The organism is Streptomyces sp. NPDC028419 (assembly GCF_055565515.1).
In genome coordinates this window covers 77,926-96,793 of record NZ_JBVHUE010000019.1, presented here as the reverse complement: position 1 = coordinate 96,793, position 18,868 = coordinate 77,926, and the positions used below count along the sequence as shown (strand labels likewise).

General features: G+C 71.3%; 12 protein-coding genes. 2 read left to right on the top strand and 10 right to left on the bottom strand.

Going from position 1 to position 18,868, the window contains the following annotated elements; genetic code table 11:
- Nucleotides 1-39: 39 nt before the first annotated feature.
- From ACZ4UB_RS22555 to nrdR, 3 genes are all read right to left on the bottom strand, one after another.
- A complete protein-coding gene (locus ACZ4UB_RS22555) occupies nucleotides 40-762 on the bottom strand; it encodes a DUF6215 domain-containing protein (RefSeq protein ID WP_468072563.1) in 723 nt (240 codons plus the stop codon).
- Nucleotides 763-945: 183 nt separating this feature from the next.
- The gene (locus tag ACZ4UB_RS22550; RefSeq protein WP_354381389.1) at nucleotides 946-3,834 is read right to left on the bottom strand and encodes a vitamin B12-dependent ribonucleotide reductase; all 2,889 of its coding nucleotides are present in this window, start codon (nucleotides 3,832-3,834) and stop codon (nucleotides 946-948) included.
- A 117-nt stretch (nucleotides 3,835-3,951) separates the two neighbouring features.
- The gene (nrdR, locus tag ACZ4UB_RS22545) at nucleotides 3,952-4,464 is read right to left on the bottom strand and encodes a transcriptional regulator NrdR (protein ID WP_354381388.1); all 513 of its coding nucleotides are present in this window, start codon (nucleotides 4,462-4,464) and stop codon (nucleotides 3,952-3,954) included.
- Between the two features lie 480 nt (nucleotides 4,465-4,944).
- Between nrdR and lexA the strand changes: the two genes are divergently transcribed.
- Nucleotides 4,945-5,736 carry a transcriptional repressor LexA gene (lexA, locus tag ACZ4UB_RS22540; RefSeq protein ID WP_354381387.1) on the top strand — a complete coding sequence of 264 codons (792 nt, stop codon included), beginning with the start codon at nucleotides 4,945-4,947 and terminating at the stop codon, nucleotides 5,734-5,736.
- Between the two features lie 107 nt (nucleotides 5,737-5,843).
- Here lexA and ACZ4UB_RS22535 read toward each other — a convergent pair whose 3' ends face one another.
- The 5 genes from ACZ4UB_RS22535 to ACZ4UB_RS22515 are packed head-to-tail and all read right to left on the bottom strand — an operon-like array spanning nucleotide 5,844 to nucleotide 13,949.
- Entirely contained in the window at nucleotides 5,844-7,814 is a 1,971-nt protein-coding gene (locus tag ACZ4UB_RS22535; RefSeq protein ID WP_467958734.1) for an ATP-dependent DNA helicase, read from the bottom strand.
- 52 nt (nucleotides 7,815-7,866) lie between these two features.
- A complete protein-coding gene (locus ACZ4UB_RS22530; RefSeq protein ID WP_468072560.1) occupies nucleotides 7,867-9,723 on the bottom strand; it encodes an IucA/IucC family protein in 1,857 nt (618 codons plus the stop codon).
- A 50-nt stretch (nucleotides 9,724-9,773) separates the two neighbouring features.
- Nucleotides 9,774-10,460 (bottom strand): GNAT family N-acetyltransferase, encoded by a 687-nt coding sequence (locus ACZ4UB_RS22525; RefSeq protein ID WP_468072558.1) that lies wholly within the window; start codon nucleotides 10,458-10,460, stop codon nucleotides 9,774-9,776.
- Between the two features lie 16 nt (nucleotides 10,461-10,476).
- Nucleotides 10,477-12,561: an IucA/IucC family protein gene (locus ACZ4UB_RS22520; protein ID WP_468072556.1), complete on the bottom strand. Its 2,085-nt coding sequence runs from the start codon at nucleotides 12,559-12,561 to the stop codon at nucleotides 10,477-10,479.
- A 38-nt stretch (nucleotides 12,562-12,599) separates the two neighbouring features.
- A complete protein-coding gene (locus tag ACZ4UB_RS22515; protein ID WP_468072660.1) occupies nucleotides 12,600-13,949 on the bottom strand; it encodes a diaminobutyrate--2-oxoglutarate transaminase family protein in 1,350 nt (449 codons plus the stop codon).
- A 388-nt stretch (nucleotides 13,950-14,337) separates the two neighbouring features.
- On the opposite strand from ACZ4UB_RS22515, the gene ACZ4UB_RS22510 reads away from it, so the two are divergent.
- Nucleotides 14,338-15,516: a trypsin-like serine peptidase gene (locus ACZ4UB_RS22510; RefSeq protein ID WP_468072554.1), complete on the top strand. Its 1,179-nt coding sequence runs from the start codon at nucleotides 14,338-14,340 to the stop codon at nucleotides 15,514-15,516.
- Nucleotides 15,517-15,604: 88 nt separating this feature from the next.
- Here the strand turns inward: ACZ4UB_RS22510 and hflX are convergent, their stop codons facing one another.
- Together hflX and ACZ4UB_RS22500 are read right to left on the bottom strand one after the other, a co-directional pair.
- Entirely contained in the window at nucleotides 15,605-17,110 is a 1,506-nt protein-coding gene (gene hflX, locus ACZ4UB_RS22505; RefSeq protein WP_468072552.1) for a GTPase HflX, read from the bottom strand.
- Between the two features lie 219 nt (nucleotides 17,111-17,329).
- Nucleotides 17,330-18,775 carry a M1 family metallopeptidase gene (locus tag ACZ4UB_RS22500; RefSeq protein WP_468072550.1) on the bottom strand — a complete coding sequence of 482 codons (1,446 nt, stop codon included), beginning with the start codon at nucleotides 18,773-18,775 and terminating at the stop codon, nucleotides 17,330-17,332.
- Between the last annotated feature and the right edge of the window lie 93 nt (nucleotides 18,776-18,868).

Sequence of the window (18,868 nt, the reverse complement as noted above, 5' to 3'; positions counted from 1 at the left end):
CACGCACACACGATGCCACTGGCGCCGCACCTGACCCGGTCAGGCGGCGCTCCACCCCGGGACCGTCGGGAGCAGCTGCTCCGCGAGCCGGAGCAGCATCGGGTCGTCGGGCAGCTGCCCGTCCTGCCGCCAGACGACGAGCTCGAAGGAGCCGCCGCTGTCCTTGCCGTCCTTGGCGACCAACAGGGTGCGGGCCATGACGCCGGGTGCCGCGCTGCTCTTGCCGCCGCCCGCGTTGAAGGTGAGGGACAGCGTCCGGTCCGAGGAGAAGAGCGCCGCGTGCCCGAGGACGGTCTGCTTCTGTACGCCGCCGCCGAGGAGGTCGGCCAGTTGGGCCACCTGCATCCGGTCCCCGGACGAGGAGAGCTTCACGTGGTGGGTCTTCAACTGGACGTCCGCCGAGGGGCTGACCTTCTTGGTGCCGTCGGGCCGGTCGATCACGCCGTCGTTGCCCCAGGCGGTCACCGGCTGCTCGCCCGGCGTTCCGAGCAATACGGCCAGGTCGGGCCGGTTCAGCGCCGTACACATCTGCGCGCCGGAGACCTGCGGCGCCGCGGGCGCGGCGCTGCGCGAAGGCGAACAGCGCGCCGGCTTGTTCGCGTCGGCCGTGTTCCCGGCCGCGTTCTGCACGCTCCACAGGACCCCCACGAGTCCCCCGACCACCACCACGGCGGCCACTGCCTGAGCCCCCGCGCTCATGCCCTTCTTGGATCCGGCACTTTCCTCGACCATGTCCCCCGCGTCCCCCACCTCGACGTTCACGCCAGTTGCGCGCCGGTGGAGCCTAACCGGTGATCGTTTCCCGGGGAACAGATAAAAATACCGTCCGGTAACTCGGTACGGGAAAACGCCGAGGGCGGTGGAGCCTGGCTGGCTCCACCGCCCTGAACAGCTATGTCACGCGCTCCGTGGCGCCCCGCGTCCCGCGGGGGCCGCGATCACCGGTCAGCTGCAACCGCTGGTCGAGCCGCAGCCCTCGCAGATGTAGCAGGAACCGGCGCGCTGCATCTTCGTCCCGCAGGAGAAGCAGAGCGGTGCGTCGGCGCTCACGCCGAGCTGCATCTCGACCAGCTCCGCGTTCGAGTGCGCCTGCTTGGGGGCGGGCACCTCCACGATCGCGACCGGCTTCGGGGCGGCCGGGACGACCGTGAGCGGGGCCGCCGGAGTCAGGGACTCCGTGTCCAGCTCCTCTTCGAGCGGCTCGTACGAACCGGTGTCGAGGTGACGCTGACGCTCTTCGGCGGAGTGGATGCCGAGGGCGGAGCGGGTCTCGAAGGGCAGGAAGTCGAGCGCCACGCGGCGGAAGATGTAGTCGACGATCGACTGCGCCATCCGCACGTCCGGGTCGTCCGTCATGCCGGCCGGCTCGAAGCGCATGTTCGTGAACTTCGCGACGTACGTCTCCAGCGGGACGCCGTACTGCAGGCCGACCGAGACCGCGATGGAGAAGGCGTCCATCATGCCCGCGAGGGTGGAACCCTGCTTGGACATCTTCAGGAAGACCTCGCCCAGACCGTCGTCGGGGTAGGAGTTCGCCGTCATGTACCCCTCGGCGCCACCGACCGTGAAGGAGGTGGTGATGCCCGGGCGGCCCTTGGGCAGGCGCTTGCGGACCGGGCGGTACTCGATGACCTTCTCGACCGCCGTGCGGATGGTCTCCTCGGCCTTCGCGGTGACCTCGACCTTCTCCTCTTCCTTCTTCTTGGCGGAGAGGGGCTGGCCGACCTTGCAGTTGTCGCGGTAGATCGCGAGCGCCTTGACGCCGAGCTTCCAGGCCTCGAAGTAGATCTCCTCGATCTCTTCGACGGTCGCCGTCTCCGGCATGTTGACCGTCTTGGAGATCGCGCCGGAGATCCACGGCTGGATCGCGGCCATCATCCGGACGTGGCCCATCGCGGAGATGGAACGCTCGCCCATCGCGCAGTCGAAGACCGAGTAGTGCTCGAGCTTGAGGCCGGGGGCGTCCACGACCACACCGTGTTCGGCGATGTGGGCGACGATCGCCTCGATCTGCTCCTCCTGGTAACCCAGGCGGCGCAGGGCCTGCGGGACGGTGCCGTTGACGATCTGCATCGAGCCGCCGCCGACGAGCTTCTTGAACTTGACCAGGGCCAGGTCCGGCTCGACGCCCGTGGTGTCACAGGACATCGCGAGACCGATGGTGCCGGTCGGCGCGAGCACGGAGGCCTGCGCGTTGCGGAAGCCGTTCTTCTCGCCGAGGCGCAGGACGTCCTGCCAGGCCTCGGTGGCCGCGGCCCAGATCGAGTTGTCCAGGTCCTCGGTGCGCGGCGCGACGGCGTTGGCGTCGGCGTGCTGCTTCATGACGCGCTTGTGCGACTCGGCGTTGCGGGCGTAACCGTCGTACGGGCCGACGATCGCGGCCAGCTCGGCGGAGCGCTTGTACGCCGTACCGGTCATCAGCGAGGTGATCGAGGCGGCGAGGGTGCGGCCGCCGTCCGAGTCGTACGCGTGGCCGGTGGCCATCAGCAGGGCGCCGAGGTTGGCGTAGCCGATGCCCAGCTGGCGGAAGGCGCGGGTGTTCTCGCCGATCTTCTGCGTCGGGAAGTCCGCGAAGCAGATGGAGATGTCCATCGCCGTGATGACCAGCTCGACGACCTTGGCGAAGCGCTCGGCGTCGAAGGACTGGTTGCCCTTGCCGTCGTCGCTCAGGAACTTCATCAGGTTGAGCGAGGCGAGGTTGCAGGACGTGTTGTCCAGGTGCATGTACTCGCTGCACGGGTTCGACGCGGTGATGCGGCCGGACTCGGGGCAGGTGTGCCAGTTGTTGATCACACCGTCGTACTGGATGCCCGGGTCGGCGCAGGCCCACGCGGCCTCGGCCAGCTTGCGGAAGAGCGCCTTGGCGTCGACCTTCTCGATGACCTCGCCGGTCATGCGGGCGCGCAGGCCGAACTCGGTGCCGTTCTCGACGGCCGTCATGAACTCGTCGTTCACACGGACGGAGTTGTTGGCGTTCTGGTACTGGACGGACGTGATGTCGTCGCCGCCCAGGTCCATGTCGAAGCCCGCGTCGCGCAGGGCGCGGATCTTCTCCTCTTCCTTCACCTTGGTCGCGATGAAGTCCTCGACGTCCGGGTGGTCCACGTCCAGGACGACCATCTTGGCCGCGCGACGGGTGGCGCCGCCCGACTTGATCGTTCCGGCGGACGCGTCGGCGCCGCGCATGAAGGAGACCGGGCCGGAGGCGTTGCCGCCGGAGGAGAGCAGCTCCTTGGAGGAGCGGATGCGGGAGAGGTTCAGGCCGGCGCCGGAGCCGCCCTTGAAGATCATGCCCTCTTCCTTGTACCAGTCGAGGATCGACTCCATGGAGTCGTCGACGGCCAGGATGAAGCAGGCGGAGACCTGCTGCGGCTGAGGCGTGCCGACGTTGAACCACACCGGCGAGTTGAAGCTGAAGATCTGGTGCAGGAGCGCGTAGGTCAGCTCGTGCTCGAAGATCTCGGCGTCGGCGGGCGAGGAGAAGTAGTCGAAGTCCTCGCCGGCCTTCGTGTAGGTCTTCACGATCCGGTCGATCAGCTGCTTGAGACCGGTCTCGCGCTGCGGGGTGCCGACGGCCCCGCGGAAGTACTTGCTGGTGACGATGTTGACCGCGTTCACCGACCAGAAGTCGGGGAACTCGACGCCACGCTGCTCGAAATTGACCGAGCCGTCGCGCCAGTTGGTCATGACGACGTCACGACGTTCCCAGGACACCTCGTCGTACGGGTGCACGCCGGGGGTCGTGTGGATGCGCTCGATCCGAAGGCCGCTCTTGGCCGCCTTGGTTCCCTTGGTGCGGGAACCTCGCGCCGAGCCGCTCGCCGTCTCTGTCATGCCGCCTCCCATATGCGGGCGAAACGCCCTAATGTGCCAGCGAAATTCCCCGGCACGGTTTTGACTGTGATCTACGTACGTGGCCTGACTGATCCCGGCCGCACCGCGGCCGCCCGGTCAGTCGGCGGCGGAGGCGGGCACGGGGACCGCGGAGGTCCCACCGGGCTCGCACTCTTGGGTATGAGTCCGCCGGTCACGGAGTTCCGTGATGGCGGCCTCGAAGTCTTCGAGGGAGTTGAACGCCTTGTAGACGGACGCGAACCGGAGGTACGCGACCAGGTCCAGCTCCTGCAACGGACCGAGTATGGCCAGACCCACGTCATGGGTGGTCAGCTCGGCACTACCGGTGGCGCGCAGCGCTTCCTCGACCCGCTGGCCGAGCTTGGCGAGGGCGTCCTCGGTGACGGGTCGTCCCTGGCAGGCCTTGCGGACGCCGGAGATGACCTTGGTGCGACTGAAGGGCTCGGTGACCCCACTGCGCTTGATCACCATCAGTGACGCGGTCTCGACCGTGGTGAAACGACGAGAGCAGTCCGGGCACTGACGGCGCCTGCGGATCGACGTCCCGTCGTCCGTGGTGCGACTGTCGACGACGCGGCTGTCGGGATGCCTGCAGAAGGGGCAGTGCAAAGCTCCGGACCCTTCTTTCTCGGTACGACTGAACAACCTCCCGAAAGGCCCGTGCAGCAACAGCTGACCACAGAGACCGGCTCTGTCAGGGGCTCGGGAAGCAGCCACCAGCATATGCGATGTCGGGCCGCTCAGCAGACCGAGGACCACAACCTCTGGGTGACTTCGCTCATCCAACCACTAGATCTTGGGTTGTGGAGGATTTGCCGCACTCCGCGTGTCGCAGCCCCCGATGGCCGGATCCAGGGGCTCCGAGTGCCACACTGGGCTCGGGAGCGGACGGGGCGATTCAACCGGCAAGGGTACCGTAAGCGGAAGATGCCGGACCGAACCCGCGTTCGGCCACCCGCTCGTCTATACACCCCTCCACATGACCACGCTGAGCGATCTGCGATTTTTCACTCGAACGTGTGTTTGGCGCAACCTTTCGAAAGCTACTACCGTTGTCCAGCTAGGGAGAACATTTCGAGAGGGGCCGACGTGACCACCACCGCAGACAGTGCCACCATCACTGCCCAGAACCGCTCCCAGAGCCGACTCGAGCCGGTGCATGCAATGAACGACTCAAGCCTGAACCCGGAGGCGGAGCCCGTCCGCCCCGCACGCTCGTTGCCAGGGCGACCTCCAGGCATCCGCGCCGACAGCTCCGGACTCACGGACCGGCAGCGGAGGGTCATCGAGGTCATCCGTGACTCGGTGCAGCGCCGCGGCTACCCGCCGTCGATGCGGGAGATCGGCCAGGCGGTCGGCCTGTCCAGCACGTCGTCGGTGGCCCACCAGCTGATGGCCCTCGAGCGCAAGGGCTTCCTGCGCCGTGACCCGCACCGCCCCCGGGCGTACGAGGTACGGGGCTCCGACCAGCCCAGCTCGCAGCCCACGGACACCACCGGCAAGCCCGCCGCCTCCTACGTTCCCCTGGTCGGCCGGATCGCCGCGGGCGGCCCGATCCTCGCCGAGGAGTCGGTCGAGGACGTGTTCCCCCTCCCCCGGCAGCTCGTCGGCGACGGAGAGCTCTTCGTCCTCAAGGTCGTCGGCGACTCCATGATCGAAGCGGCCATCTGTGACGGCGACTGGGTCACCGTCCGCCGCCAGCCCGTCGCGGAGAACGGTGACATCGTCGCCGCGATGCTCGACGGCGAAGCCACGGTCAAGCGGTTCAAGCGCGAGGACGGCCACGTCTGGCTGCTCCCGCACAACTCCGCCTACCAGCCCATCCCCGGTGACGAGGCGACCATCCTCGGCAAGGTGGTCGCGGTACTGCGGCGCCTCTGACGGCCGCCGCCCCCAGCCGGCCCCGGGACTCACTGCGCCGTGTCCCGGGGCTGCTCTCTGCCCGCCCTCTGCTCCCTTCCGCCCTCAGACGGACGGGGCGGCGCCGCTCACTTGCCGTCGGCCTGCGCGGTCGCGTCGATGGCGGCCAGCGAGCGGCGGACCTGATTGCGGTCCGTGGTGTACCAGAAGTCCGGCAGCGTGGCCCGGACGAAACTGCCGTAGCGCGCGGTGGCGAGGCGGGGGTCCAGCACCGCGACCACGCCCCGGTCCCCGGAGGCCCGCACCAGACGGCCCGCACCCTGCGCCATGAGCAGCGCCGCGTGGGTCGCGGCCACGGCCATGAAACCGTTGCCGCCGCGCTCCTCCACGGACTTCTGTCGGGCGCTCATCAGCGGGTCGTCCGGACGCGGGAACGGAATCCTGTCCATGACCACGAGCTGGCAGCTGGGTCCGGGCACGTCCACGCCCTGCCAGAGCGAGAGGGTGCCGAACAGGCAGGTCTTCGGATCGGCGGCGAAGGCCTTGATCAACTCGCCGAGCGTCTCCTCCCCCTGGAGCAGGATCGGGTTGTCGAGCCGCCCGCGGAGCTCCTCGGCGGCCGCCTTGGCTCCGCGCATGGACGAGAACAGGCCGAGGGTGCGGCCGCCCGCCGCCTCGATCAGCTCGGCCAACTCGTCGATCATGTCCCCGCGGGTGCCCTCGCGGCCGGGGGTGGCCAGGTGCTTGGCGACGTAGAGGATGCCCTGCTTCGGGTAGTCGAAGGGCGAGCCGACGTCGAGGCCCTTCCAGACGGGGACGTCGTCCCCCTCGACCCCTTCGGGTGACAGCCCCATCGAGGCCGCGACACCGTTGAAGTCGCCGCCGAGCTTCAGGGTCGCGGAGGTCAGGACCACGGAGCGGTCCTCGAACAGCTTCTCGCGCAGCAGCCCGGACACCGAGAGCGGGGCGACCCGCAGGGTGGCGCCGAACCGGTCGTGGCGTTCGTACCAGACCACGTCGTACTCGGAGCCGAGGGTGATCCGCTCCGCCACGCCGTGGATGCTCTCCACCGCGGCGAGGGCCTGCTTGCGGACCGCGTCCTCGTCGTGGACGGACTTGTCGCGGGTGCCGCCGATCGCCGAGATCACATTGCGCGAGGCGTCCCGAAGGGCGAGCAGGGCGTAACCAAGATCCTCCGGGATCTCTTCCAACCGACCGGGCAGGGCCAGCTCCATCACCCGCTCGAAGGTCTCGGCGGCCGTCTGGAGGGAGTCGGCGATCTTCTCGTTGACCAGCTTCGCGGACCGCTTCACCGCGCGGTTGACCTGGCCGGGAGTGAGCTCACCGGTGGCGACACCGGTGACCCGGGACACCAGCTCGTGGGCCTCGTCGACGATCAGCACCTCGTGCTGCGGGAGCACCGGAGCGCCCTCGATGGCGTCGATCGCGAGCAGCGCGTGGTTGGTGACCACGACGTCGGCGAGCTTGGCGCGCTCGCGGGCGGCCTCGGCGAAGCACTCGGCGCCGTAGGCGCACTTCGTCGCGCCCAGGCATTCCCGGGAGGAGACGGAGATCTGCGCCCACGCCTTGTCGGAGACGCCCGGGGTGAGGTCGTCCCGGTCGCCGGTCTCCGTCTCGTCCGACCAGTCGCGCAGGCGCAGCAGGTCCTGGCCGAGCTTGCTCGTCGGGGCAGCCGCTTCGAACTGGTCGAAGAGGCCCTCCTCCTCGTCCTGCGGTGCCCCTTCGTGCAAGCGGTGCAGGCAGAGGTAGTTGGAGCGGCCCTTGAGCATGGCGAACTGCGGCCGCCGGCGCAGCTGCGGGTGCAGCGCCTCGACCGTGCGCGGCAGGTCGCGCTCGACGAGCTGGCGCTGGAGCGCGAGAGTGGCGGTGGCCACCACCACGCGCTCGCCGTGCGCGAGCGCGGGCACCAGATAGCCGAGGGACTTTCCGGTGCCCGTACCCGCCTGGATGAGCCGATGGGAGTTGTCGTCGATCGCTTCGGCGACGGCTTCGGCCATGGCCACCTGGCCGGGACGCTCCGTGCCGCCGACGGCGGTGACGGCGGCGTGCAGCAGGTCGGTGAGAGAGGGCTTCGTCATAGCACTGCCAACCCTACGGGGCGCCACCGACAGCGACCGCACCGGCGAGTGGTCACGAGGGGTACAGGGGATTGGGCACGCTGCCGTGGACGACGGCGTGCGGGCGGTTCGGACGGTCCCGGTAACCGTCCTCGTGGAGCCGGTTCCGGTTGAGGCAGAGCCGGTCGATCCGCTCCGTGAGCAGGTCGAACAGCTCGTGCCGCTCCTTCAGCTCGGGGAAGCGGGCGTGGTGGCGGAGGATCTCCGCCCGTACGAGGGACCAGAAGTCACGCTCGGGGACGGCGAGCCGGTCCTCGCAGATCGCCGCGAGGTAGCGGAAGACGCCGACGAAGAGTCCCGAGTGGATGAACTGGGGCAGGAAGTCCGCGGGCTCGGTGAGCAGGACCGCGCGGACCTCGTCGGGCATGGTGGCGTGCTCGGGCAGGGGGTCACGGCTGACGTTGACGTCGTCCACGAAGTCCTTGACCGCGAGCCGGACCGGGACGTCGTGCTCGTCGAAGATCACGATCGCGTTCTCTCCGTGCGGCGAGAAGACCGTGCCGTAGCGGTAGAGGAAACGGAGCAGGGGCGGCAGGAGTGCGGCGAAGAGGTGCTGCAGCCAGATCTTCGCGGGCAGGCCGGAGCGGGCGACCAGCTCGGCGGTGAAGGACCGGCCGCGCGGGTCGGTGTGCAGGAGCGAGGCGAGCGTCCGGGCCCGCTCCCCGGGGGCGAGGTGGCGGGCGAGCGGCTCGCGCCAGATCGCGCCGAGCAGCTCGCGGTACTGGTAGGGCACCTCGGGCAGCCCGTCGTAGACGGGGTGCCGCACGGTGACGGAGGCGACCTCGCCGAGCAGGACGACCCTGCATTCGTCGCGCAGGAAGGGGTCGGCGTCGCGCAGGGAGTGGATCCAGGCCGTGACCGCGGGCGCGGCAAGGGTGAGGTCGGTGGGCAGGCCGCGCCAGACCATGGTGTTGAAGACGGCCAGGGGGAGCTTGACGGTGTGCCGGTCGGGCCGGGTGACGTTGAGGAAGGTGCGGATCGACTGCTGGGGCAGGCGTACGTCGGGGTCCGCGGGCAGCGGCACGAGCGCGCCGGACGCCAGGGCGGGGGCGAAGAGGGGGAGGACGACCTCGTCCCACTGCCAGGGGTGGACCGGGAGGTAGAGGTAGCCGCGCGGGTCGAGTCCGCGGTCGCGCAGGGCCCCGTCGAAGGCGGCTCGGGTGACGGGGTCCAGTTCGGCCGAGTAGAGCCGGGCGGGATCCTCCAGGCCGGCGGCGCCCCGGTAGGCGGCGAGGGAGGTGTGGGCCGCGAGCCAGGGCAGCCGCTGGCGGGTGCGGGCCTCGGGGGTCCAGGCCGCGGCGTCGGAGGCCGAGAAGCCGAGGCGGCCCTTGTTGAGGACGAGCCAGGGGTGGCCGGTCTGGTGGCCTTCGAGATCCGTGTAGTCGAGGTCGGCCAGGAGGTCGGCGGTGAGGGCGGTGTGGTCGATGCGCGCGTCGGCGGCGAGGGTCGCGCTCAGTTCCCGGACGAGGTGGCCGAGGGTGGTGCCGTCGAGACCGAGGAGTTCCCGGGCGAGGACGAGGAAGCCGTACGGGTCCCCGAAGGCGCCGGCCGGTGCGGTCGAGGGCGCGGCGGCCGTGCGGGTGATGGTGGTGGCGTCGACCTGCCAACTGCCGTAGGCGCGGCGACGAGCCCGGAATCCGAGGGAGCTGCCGTCGTCCAGGGTGAGCGTCCAGGCGTCGCCGTCGGCGGCCGGGGCCGGAAGGGGCCGGACGATCTCCTCGTAGGCGAATTCGCCGAGCATCTTGGCCAGCAGGCGCCGCGCGGCGAAGTCCCAGGTCGAGCGGGTGAGTTCGGGCGGGGTGCGCGGGTCTTGGGGCGACGGTGCCAGCGCCGCGTCGGTGGAGTCGGAGGCAGGGGGAAAATTCGGCACAAGACTCCTCGGGATCGGGAACTTACCTGCGTGACGCAGAGTTTCTATGGTCAGAGGAGATTGCGCAGGGCCCGCTCCCGGATCATCAGGGCGGCGCGCTTCTCGGGCAGGTCGACTTCCGCGGAGCAGTGGAAGCCGGAGTTGAGGAAGGCTGATACGGAGGGGGTGTTGCGCATGTCCGGTTCGGCGATGACACGCGTGCAGCGGGGACGGTTCTCGAAGACGAGGTCGGCGACGGCCCGCAGCAGAGCGGTGCCCAGTCCCCTGCCCCGGTTCGTTCCGTCTCCGATGAGCAGGTGGATACCGGTGTCGTGGGGGCGCGCCGCGTAGTGCCGGGCGAGCGGGTCGAGATCGGCCCGGTAGATCTCCCAGTAGCTCATCGGGGTGCCGTCGAGGACGCCGAGGCAGGGAATGCTGGAGCCGTCCCCGTCGAGCTGCTCCCGTAGGTGCGCGGCAGTCACGGAGGCGGGGCCCGCGAGTTCCCAAAAGGCCGCCACCTCCGGGTCGTTCATCCACGCGACGAGCAGGTCCAGATCGCGTTCGAGGCGTACGGGCTCCAGGCGGAAGGCCCCGAAGGCCGTGGCGGCGGCCCCCCAGGCGGCCGGTGACTCCAGGCGGTCGGCTTCGGCGAGCAGCCGCAGCAGCCCGCCGGGGAGGCGCAGTTCGAGGGTCCCGGCATCGGTGGAGCAGGCATTGGTGGCGCCGGCATTGGTGGAGCAGGCATCGGTGGAGGGCATGGCGCTCTTCTCCGCGTCAGTCGTGAAGGGGGTTGGCGATGGTGACGTAGACGGACTGGGTGTCGACGGGGCCGACGAGCTCGTCGAGGCCGCCGAGGCGGGTGAGCAGGTTCGCCTTGCACCGCAGGGTGGGTGAGTCCAGCAGCTGGGTCGGGAGCGGCCCGAGGGCGGCGGCCTTGCCGAGGAAGCGGCGGAAGGCGGCGAGCAGGACCCGCTCGTCGGCGAGCCGTTGGGCGCCGAAGGCCCCGATGAGACCGAAGACGTTGTTGATGGCCAGGTAGTAGGCGAAGCGCTCGTCGGTGACGGCGTCCGGGACGAAGGTGTCGCTGGCGTCGCCGATGCCGGGCAGCCGGTGCTCCAGTTCCGCGCGGTGGGAGTCGCGGAAGTAGTAGCCCTGGTTGTCGCGGTAGCGGCCGCCGACGGGCCAGCCTTCGGCGTCGAGCAGGACCAGGGTGTTCTGTTGGTGCGCCTCGAGGGCGATGCCCGCGAGGGCGTCGAGGGCGAGGACCGGCAGGACGACGTGGTCGAGGTAGCGCAGGAACCACTCGGCGGCGACGGCCGACGTGGACCGGCCGGTGGCGAGGGAGAGGCGGGCGACCAGGTCGGCCAGGCGCGAGCGCATCGTGGTGCGGCCGGGCCACGGTCGGGGAGAGGTGAGCGCGGCGACGCAGACGACGTCGTCGCCCGGACGGAAGGGGTTGTGGCGCAGCAGGGCGTCGAGGCCGGGGACGGGAGTGCCGTCCAGGGCGTCGACGGCGACCCAGGCGGGGTCGCGCACGATGTCGAAGCCGGGGTGGACCGCCTGCCACTGCTCGACCAGTCCGGAGCGCAGCAGCCGGTGCACCTCGACGCCGCGGTGGAGCTCCTTGCGGAGGTTCTCCCTGCGGGAGTTGGTGATGCGTAGGCCGAGCGACAGCTTGATCATCGCTGCGGCGCCGGGGCGATGGACGGTGCGGATGGAGGAGGTCGGGTACCAGGGGTCGCCGTACGGCCCGAGGTCGTGCAGGAGTCCCGCGTCGAGGAGGGCGGCGACCGCGGGGCGCTGGAAGAGGTCACGGGCCTGCCAGGGATGCAGGGGAAGGGGGGTGGTGCCGTCGGGGATCCGCAGACCGGGGGCGAGGCGGCCGAGCAGTCGTTCGGCGGGGACGGGACGGCCGCGTTCGGTCCAGGCCGAGTCGGTGGCGAGGACGGAGGGGTCCACAGCGGTCCAGTGCAGGGGGAAGGAGCCGTGGAGTTCGGGTGAGTAGCGGCGGACCTCCGCCTCGGAGAGGCCCTCGCGGCTCTTCGGGGTGGGGTGGAGGGGGTGACCCAGCAGCAGGGACTGCTCGGCCGTGAGGAAGAGTTCTCCGCAGACGGGGGCGGGGGGCACGGGGCGGGTGCGCCGGTCGGCGACGAACTCGGCGGTGCGGCGCACCGAGTCGGCGACCCGGCCGACGAGGTCGGCGCCACCGCGCGCACCGCCTTCGCGGGCGATGAGCCCGGCGAGGGTGACGGCGTCCAGGGCGGGGGCGTCGGCGGGGGCGCCTTCGAGCCGGGCGGGGGCGAAGCGGTGCCAGCCCGTCGGGGACCAGTGCCGGACCGCGACGAGCAACGCCGTGCCGGAGGCGGGAAGGGGGATGCGCAGCAGGGTTCCGAGGGGGCCGACGGGGCGGCCCAGTCCGCTCTCGCGGACCCAGCAGCGCAGCAGGTTCTCCACGGCCGCCGCCTCGGCCGCGATGGCGGGGTCGGCGTGGTCCAGCAGATCGGGCAGCACCAGCGGGTCGGGTCCGGGTGGGCCGGGGCGGGCACTGGTGGCGGTGCCGGGGCTGGTGCCGGGGCTGGTACTGGTGCCAGGGCTGGTGCGGGTGGCGGTGCCGACTGCGGGCTCCGTGCCGGTCGCGGTCCCGGTGCCGGTCGCGGTCCCGGTCGCGGTGCCGGTGCCGGTTGGGGTCGCGGCCGGGGGCTGGGGAGGCCTGGGGATGCCGTCCTTCTGGCGGGGGACGGTGGCCGGGGGTGCCACCGCTGCCTGCGGTGGTGCCGCTTCCGGAGCCCGGGCCGGGGGCGGGGTGTGCTCGGCCGGGTCCTGGGGCTGGTACGGCGCGGGGTCGGGAGTGGAGGTCACGGAGTTCCTTGCGCGGGCTCGGTTCGGCGGAGGCTCGGTCAGGGGTGCCGGTTGCGTTCGGCCGCGGTGACGGCGTCGGCGAGGCGGTCCAGGACGGCCACGGCCTGCTCGTCGGTGATGGTGAGCGGGGGCAGCAGCCGGACGACGCTGGAGTGGCGCCCGCCCAGCTCGACGATGAGACCGCGGTCCAGGCACTCCTGGCGCACGGCGGCGGCGAGCTGCGGAGCGCCGTCCCCCACCGGGGCGTCGGGAGCTTCCGGGTCGACGAGTTCGAGGCCCAGCATCAGGCCGCGGCCGCGGACGTCGCCGATGCAGGGGTGGTCGGCGGCCAGCGCGCGCAGGGCGGCGAGCATTCGGTCGCCCACCTCGGCCGCGCGTGCGTCCAGGCCGTTCTTCCGGACGTGGGCCAGGGTGGCCGTGCCCGCGGCCATGGCGAGTTGGTTCCCGCGGAAGGTGCCGGCGTGGGCGCCCGGTTGCCAGACGTCCAGTTCCGCCCGGTACACGATCACGGCGAGCGGCAGGCTGCCGCCGATCGCCTTGGACAGCACCATCACGTCCGGGACCACCCCGGCGTGGTCGACGCCCCAGAAGGCACCGGTGCGCCCGACCCCCGTCTGCACCTCGTCGGCGATGAGCGGGATGCCCCGGGCCGCGGTGATCTCGCGCATCCGGCGCAGCCAGGCGTCCGGCGCCGGGATGACCCCGCCCTCGCCCTGGACGGGTTCGAGGATCATCCCGGCGGGCACGGGCACCCCGCTCTTGGGGTCGTCCAGGAGGCTCTCGGTCCAGCGGGCCCCGAGCCGGGCTCCCTCGGGCCCGCCCACGCCGAACGGGCAGGCGTAGTCGCGGGGGTAGGGCAGCCGGGTCACCTCGACGTCCCGGGCCCCGCCGGACGCGGCCAGCGAGCCGGCCGTCATGCCGTGGTAGGCGCCGGTGAAGGCGAGCAGGCCGTCCCGGCCCGTCGCGGTGCGGACGAGTTTCAGGGCCGCCTCGACCGCGTCCGTACCGGCCGGTCCACAGAACTGGACGCGCGCGTCGGCGGCCAGCGCCGGCGGCAGGTTCGTGAACAGCTCCGTGGTGAAGGCGTCCTTGACCGGTGTGGCCAGGTCGAGGACGTGCAGCGGAGCCCCGGAGTCGATGACCTTGCGGATCGCCTCCAGCACCACCGGGTGGTTGTGTCCCAACGCCAGGGTTCCGGCGCCGGAGAGGCAGTCGAGGTACCGGCGGCCGTCGGCGCCCTCGATCGTCATGCCACGGGCGCGGACGGGGACGATGGGCAGCGCCCGGGCGTAGGTCCGGGCGGCGGACTCCCGGAGCGACTGCCGGCGCAGGATCCCCTCCGGTCCACCGTCCGCGGCCCCCGGGGGTGCGGACGGCGCCGCGGGCACCGCCCGCCCCCACTGCTCGGGCACGAGCGGCGCGGGCTCGACGGACGGTACGACGATGGACGGTGCGGCGGCGGTCCGTTCCGCCGCCGCGGCCGACTCGGTCAAGGCCACGGGTGTCGGTCCTCCCAGTTGGATCGCCCTGCCACGTGCACGGGCGCCCGGTTGCTCAGGTGCTCCTGCGGATTGCGTGTCGAACACGAACGCTGCTCCCCCATCCCCCGTACGTACCAACGACGGTGACGGCGGCGGATCACGGGCAGCGCCAAGATCCTTGCGGGCAGGGGCCGTCCGGGCCGCAACCACCGCCCCGCCCGGTGTCGTCCCCCAGTACATCGGCATAGTGGGGGCCTGCACTCCACGCCTCGACCCACCCAGGGAGATTCACGACATGCGACGACCGAACCGACCGGTCACCGCCGTACTGTGCGCGGCCGCGCTCGCGCTGACCGCCGCGGCCTGCGGACCCGGCAACGGTGAGGCCGGCGGCGACGCCAAGCCGACCGCAGCGGCGAGCCTCCCCGCCGGATCCGACACCATCAAGATTCCTGACGAGCTGAAGGACAAGCTCAAGCAGCACGGCATCGACATGGACAAGTGGAAGGGGGGCGAGTGGAAGAACTGGAAGAGGGAGGACTGGCTCCGCGAGGCGGGCGACTACATCAACCCGATCATCGCGGGCCTGTGGGACCCGGACCGGATGCGTGAGGCCGACGTCCCGGCGGAGCGCCCGGTCACCGACCCGGACCTCGGCAAGGACCAGGGCGTCACCGACCCCACGCCCGCCCCGGTCACCGCGAAGGCGGCCGCGCCGCCCTTCCACCAGAGCGTGCCGGAGGCCGGCAAGGTCTTCTTCGACGGCCCCGAGGGCTCGATGGTCTGCTCGGCGACCGTGGTCAAGGACCCGGCGCACCCCGGCAAGTCCAACATGGTCTGGACGGCCGGCCACTGCGTGCACGCGGGCAAGAGCGGCGGCTGGTACCGCAACATCGCCTTCGTGCCCTCCTACAACAACTCCGGCAAGTCCTCGGCGCAGCTCAAGGGCGCGAGCCGGGAGCAGGTGGCTCCCTTCGGCGTCTGGTGGAGCGACTGGGCGCAGACCTCGGACCAGTGGATCGCCCAGGGCGGTCCGACCGGCGGCGCGGGCGCCCCGTACGACTTCGCGGTGTTGCACGTGACCCCCGAGGGCGGCGCCGGCAAGTCGCTGGAGGAGACGGTCGGTTCGGCCCTTCCGGTGGACTTCAACGCACCGGCCGTGGGCAAGGTCGCGAGCATCACGGCGACCGGTTTCCCGGCGGGCACCCCGTTCGACGGGCAGAAGGCCTACCAATGCAGCGACAAGCCGGGCCGCTACTCGCTGGCCTCCTCCGCCCCGGTGATGTACCGCATCGGCTGCACCATGACCGGCGGTTCCTCGGGCGGCGGCTGGGTCGCCACCGGCGCCGACGGCAAGCGCGCGCTGGTGTCGAACACCTCCGTCGGCCCGGTCAAGGCCGGCTGGCTGGCCGGTCCGCGGCTGGGTCCGGAGGCGAAGGGCGTCTTCGACGCGGTGAGCGCGAAGTTCAAGTAGGCAAGTGCACGTAGGCACACAGAGAGGGAGGGCCCCGCGACGCGGGGGCCCTCCCTCTCTGTGTGTGCGGTACCGCGGTGGTGCGGTCTCAGTGCTTGGCGGGGATGTACGGAGCCAGGTCCGCCGCCAGTTCCTGGTGGACCCGCGCCTTCAGCAGGGTGCCCTCCGGGGTGTGCTCCTCGGAGATGACCTCGCCTTCGGCGTGCGCCCGGGCGATCAGTCCGCCGCGGGTGTACGGCACCAGCGCCTCCACCTCGACCTCGGGCCGGGGCAGCTCGCGGTCGATGAGCGCGAGCAGTTCCTCGATGCCCTGGCCCGTGCGGGCCGAGACGGCGATGGAATGCCGCTCGATGCGCAGCAGTCGCTGCAGGACCAGCGGGTCCGCGGCGTCCGCCTTGTTGATGACCACGATCTCGGGCACCTTGACGGCGCCGACCTCGCGGATGACCTCGCGCACCGCCGCCAGCTGCTCCTCCGGCGCCGGGTGCGAGCCGTCCACGATGTGCAGGATGAGGTCGGAGTCGCCGACCTCCTCCATCGTGGAGCGGAAGGCCTCGACGAGGTGGTGGGGCAGGTGCCGGACGAAGCCGACGGTGTCGGCCAAGGTGTAGATCCGGCCGCTCGGCGTCTCGGCCCGGCGCACGGTCGGGTCGAGGGTGGCGAACAGTGCGTTCTCCACCAGGACGCCCGCGCCGGTGAGGCGGTTGAGCAGCGAGGACTTGCCCGCGTTGGTGTAACCGGCGATGGCGACCGAGGGCACCTTGTTGCGGCGCCGTTCCTGCCGCTTGATGTCGCGGCCGGTCTTCATCTCCGCGATCTCGCGGCGCATCTTCGCCATCTTCTCGCGGATCCGGCGCCGGTCGGTCTCGATCTTGGTCTCACCGGGACCGCGCGTCGCCATGCCGCCACCACCGCCGCCGCCCATCTGGCGGGAGAGCGAGGCACCCCAGCCGCGCAGGCGCGGCAGCATGTACTGCATCTGCGCGAGCGCGACCTGCGCCTTGCCCTCACGGGACTTGGCGTGCTGGGCGAAGATGTCGAGGATCAGCGCGGTCCGGTCGACCACCTTGACCTTGACGACGTCTTCGAGGGCGATGAGCTGGCCCGGGCTGAGCTCGCCGTCGCAGACGACGGTGTCGGCGCCGGTCTCGGTGACGATGTCCCGCAGCTCGCGCGCCTTGCCGGAACCGATGAAGGTGGCCGGGTCGGGCTTGTCGCGGCGCTGGATCACGCCGTCGAGCACGAGGGCGCCCGCCGTCTCGGCGAGGGCGGCCAGCTCCGCGAGGGAGTTGTCCGCGTCCCGCACGGTGCCGGTCGTCCAGACGCCCACGAGGACCACGCGCTCCAGACGGAGCTGGCGGTACTCGACCTCGGTGACGTCTTCGAGCTCGGTGGAGAGGCCGACGACGCGGCGCAGTGCCGCGCGCTCGGAGCGCTCGTACTGCTCGCCGTCGCGCTCGCCGTCGATCTCGTGGCTCCAGGCGACGTCCTCTTCCATCAGGGCATCGGCCCGAAGGCTCTCGGTGAAGCTCTGCGCGTCCTTCGCCTCGGGCGAGTCCTGCGCGTCCTGGGAAGGGGAAGAAGAGGAGGTCATTGGATCCTTACGTCGTTTTCGGATGGTTCTTCGCCGGTGTCCGGCCCGTGGGTGCGGGCAGGGCTCCCGGCCGTACGTACAACGTGTCACACGGGCGGGAGATTCCCTACGGGGCCCCGGACCGGCGGCCGCGTCGGCAATCCCCGTCCCGTCGATGGTGACATGCCCGTTCCCCGGCAGTCACACCCTTTTCGGGCCGCCCGCCCGCTCCCGCGCCCCTCAGGTGGTCTTCGACGCGCTCCACTCCGGGTGCCCCGGCATCGGCGGGGTGGTCTTGGCGTACAGCCAGGGCTGGAGGAAGGCGGTGAGGTCCTCGCCCGCCACCTGCGACGCCAGCCGGACGAAGTCGTCCGTACCGACGACCTGGTCGGCGTGCCCGCCCACCCAGCGGCGCTCCAGGTCCTCGAAGGCCGGTGTGCCGATCTTCTGCCGCAGTGCGTAGAGGATCAGGGCCGCGCCGTCGTAGACCACCGGCCGGAAGAGGCCGATCTTCTCGCCCGGCGCCGCCGCCTTGGGCTCGGCCGGCGGGCCGCCCTCGGCCCGCCACTGGTCGGAGCGCTGGTACGCCTCGCGCATCCGCCGTTCCAGGGAGTACTTGCCGAGCCCGTCGGCGTACAGGGCCTCGTACCAGGTGGCGTGTCCTTCGTTGAGCCACAGGTCGGACCAGGTGCGCGGGGTGACGCTATCGCCGAACCACTGGTGGGCCAGCTCGTGGACCATGATCGAGTCGACGTACCACTCGGGGTAGCCGGGGTCGGTGAAGATCCCGCGTTCGAAGAGCGAGAGGGTCTGGGTCTCCAGCTCGAAACCGGTGCTCGCGTGCGCGATCAGCACCCCGTACGTCTCGAAGGGGTAGCGGCCGACCCGCTTCTCCATCCACTCCATCTGGGCCGGGGTCTTCTTCAGCCAGGGCTCCAGCAGCTTCTTGTCCGCGGCCGGCACCACGTCCCGCAGCTCCAGGCCGTGCGGTCCCTCGCGACGGAGCACGGCGGAGGCCCCGAGGGAGACCTGGGCCAGCTCGGTCGCCATGGGGTGCACGGTGCGGTAGGTCCAGGTGGTCGCGCCGGCGGCGGCGCGGTCGGTCGTGAGGACCGGGAGCCCGTTGGCGACGGCGGTCGTGCCGTTCGGAGCCGTGATCCGGAAGGTGAAGAGCGCCTTGTCGGAGGGGTGGTCGTTGCAGGGGAAGACCTGGTGGGCGGCGTCCGCCTGGTTGGCCATCGCCAGGCCGTCGGCGGTGCGGACCCAGCCTCCGTCCCCGCCGCCGCGCGGGTCGCTGGTGTGGTGGATGGTGATGCGCAGCGGTTCGTCGGCCGCGAGCGGGCGCTCGGGGGTCAGTACGAGGTCCTCCCCCGCGGTGGCGAAGGGCGCGGGCCTGCCGTTGATCTCGGCGGAGCGGACCGTGCCGCGGGCGAAGTCGAGGTTGACCCGGTCCAGCTTCGTGTGGGTGCGGGCCGTGATGACGGTGACCGTGTCGAGCGGGGTGCGGTTGTCCTTGTAGGTGAAGGAGAGGTCGTACGAGTCGACGTCGTAGCCGGGGTTGCCGAGCTGGGGGAAGAGCCGGTCACCGATGCCCAGTGCCTGCGGCGGGGGCAGGACGGCGGCGACGAGCGTGAGGGAGGCCGCGCCGAGCAGGGCGGCGCGCAGGCGGGGGGAGGTGAGGCGCATCCCCACCCCATACCAGCGCCCGCCGCCCGCTCCCGTGCGACGCGTCGCGCACCCGGACGGGCCCACCCGAAGGGGTGGCTCCGGATCCCCGGC

Excerpts from the sequence above, each read along its gene's own strand:
- ACZ4UB_RS22525 (WP_468072558.1), bottom strand. The coding sequence starts at position 10,460 with ATGCCCTCCACCGATGCCTGCTCCACCAATGCCGGCGCCACCAATGCC.
- ACZ4UB_RS22510 (WP_468072554.1), top strand. The coding sequence starts at position 14,338 with ATGCGACGACCGAACCGACCGGTCACCGCCGTACTGTGCGCGGCCGCG.
- ACZ4UB_RS22500 (WP_468072550.1), bottom strand. The coding sequence starts at position 18,775 with ATGCGCCTCACCTCCCCCCGCCTGCGCGCCGCCCTGCTCGGCGCGGCC.
- ACZ4UB_RS22535 (WP_467958734.1), bottom strand. The coding sequence starts at position 7,814 with ATGACGAAGCCCTCTCTCACCGACCTGCTGCACGCCGCCGTCACCGCC.
- hflX (WP_468072552.1), bottom strand. The coding sequence starts at position 17,110 with ATGACCTCCTCTTCTTCCCCTTCCCAGGACGCGCAGGACTCGCCCGAG.
- ACZ4UB_RS22550 (WP_354381389.1), bottom strand. The coding sequence starts at position 3,834 with ATGACAGAGACGGCGAGCGGCTCGGCGCGAGGTTCCCGCACCAAGGGA.